Source organism: Streptomyces sp. WELS2 (assembly GCF_013870595.1).
In the GTDB taxonomy this organism is placed as follows: Bacteria; Actinomycetota; Actinomycetes; order Streptomycetales; family Streptomycetaceae; genus Streptomyces.
Genome location: NZ_JACBWZ010001100.1, coordinates 1 through 1,756, shown reverse-complemented (window position 1 = coordinate 1,756; position 1,756 = coordinate 1). Strand labels below are relative to the sequence as shown.

The 1,756-nt window shown below is 72.0% G+C and carries 2 protein-coding genes and 1 pseudogene; all 3 read right to left on the bottom strand.

The annotated features are described in order from the left end of the window. Window positions 1-727, bottom strand: a pseudogene (locus tag H5J33_RS34040) (hypothetical protein); the annotation flags it as partial. 227 nt (window positions 728-954) lie between these two features. Then, a complete protein-coding gene (locus H5J33_RS34035; RefSeq protein ID WP_181798526.1) occupies window positions 955-1,185 on the bottom strand; it encodes a hypothetical protein in 231 nt (76 codons plus the stop codon). A gap of 111 nt (window positions 1,186-1,296) precedes the next feature. Then, window positions 1,297-1,756 (bottom strand): DUF6585 family protein (locus H5J33_RS34030; protein ID WP_181798525.1); only part of this gene is annotated, 460 nt, incomplete at its 5' end.

Genomic DNA, 1,756 nt, shown 5'->3' with positions numbered 1-1,756 from the left:
CGAGTACGACCCGTCCCGGACCGAGTACGACCAGCGCGACCCGGTCCGCCGCGAGCAGGTGCACCAGGCCGAACCCCGTCAGTGCCAGGGCGCCGCCCCACACCGCCGTACGCCAGCCGCCCTCGCCCAGCAGCACGCTGAGGCAGGCGATGAACATGGCCCCCGCGAATCCGGAGGGGTTGACGACGGCGCCGACGGTCTCCGCGAATGCCGGAACGCGGCGCCGGCCCTCCCCGCCGCCGGAGCCGCCGTCGGGACGCCAGCGCAGCTCGGCCAGCCGGCGCATCAGGCGCTCGCGGCGCTCCGCCGCCGTCCACACCGTGGTCACCTCGGCGCCGACCTCGGGCGCGGCCTGCTCGATGGCCCGCAGCAGGCGTGAGCGCGGGAAGCTGAAGGTCTTGTACTGCGACTGCCGTGCGTTGTCCCAGGAGTGCTCGCACAGCTGGCGCACCATGTCGACGGCCGAGGAGTACGGGTCCGGGCCGCCCCCGCCGTCGAGCCGCTTGGCGATCAGGCCCCGCGGCTGCTGGCTCTGGCGGACGAACTCCACCACTTGGGCGACCCGTCGGTCGAGGGTGCCGGTTTCGTCCTCCTCGGTGGCCTGCAGCACCACCAGCGGGGTCACCGGAGGGTTCGCCCGGAAGCCGTCGATGAGCCGTCTCATCAGCGCGAAGACCGCGTCGGCGGCCTCCACTCCGGAACTGCCTGTCCAGACCCGTCTGCCCATGTGCTCCGCCCCCGTAGCATCGACCCCATCGAACATCGAGTTCGATGGGAATACCCAGACCCGAGCGCCGCTGCACCCCGGTGGCCCCATGAATGTCGGGGTCTCCGGGGTGGCGGGTTGGACGCCTCGTTTCCGGTTCGTTTTTATACCGGTCGTCTGCTGTCGCGATGTGTCGATCTCGTAGCGATATCTGGTTGTACCGCCCGGCAGTTGTGTTCAGTGCCTGATCAGTGCTGAGAGGCGATGATCAGGATGACGACGAGGATGCCCAGGGCGAGCAGGCAGCCGCCTCCGCCGCCGCCGGACGATCCCTTGCGGAACTCGACCATCCCGCCGGGGACGACGGCCGGGTGACCGCGGCGGTAGTGCTCCTCGATCGCCTTCTCCCCCTGGGATTCGCTCCCCCAGGAGGTGCGGTGCCCGCACTCACCGCACCGGTACCGGTAGCTGTCGGCCATGACTGTCTCCTTCTGTATGCGTTCCGTACTCGTTGGTCGTTCCGTGTCCGGTGGGCCGGGTGGCCGTCGGCCGAGTCCGCCGGATACCGAGGGCGGTGCGATCGAGGCACGTCAGTCGTCGTCCCGCCCGGCGCGGGCGAGGTGTTCGGCGAGGGACCGGAAGACGCAGAGGTTCGGGATCCCGGAGGAGGCCGTGACCCACATCGGCCGGCCGCCCTCGGCACGGACGGCGACGAAACCGCCCTGGACCTCGATCCGCTGCACCTCGGTCCAGGGCAGGCAGGCCCGGGCGGAGCCGACGGCGTCCGCGGTGATCCACAGGGAGCCGAAGGCCAGCCGCGCGCCCTGCCGCAGCGCGGCCAGGGCCCGCGGGGTCTGCGCGGCGACGACGCCCCCGCAGATCGCGGACCACCACTCCCCCGACCGGGCGAAGTCGCCGCGGCGCAGCACGACCCGTTCGCCATGGACGTCGACCAGCGCGAGGGCGCCGCTGACGCCGCGCGAGGTGAGCACCGGGAACCGGCGCACCACCGTGGTGTCGAAGCGGACGGCGTGGATCCGCCGGCCGGTG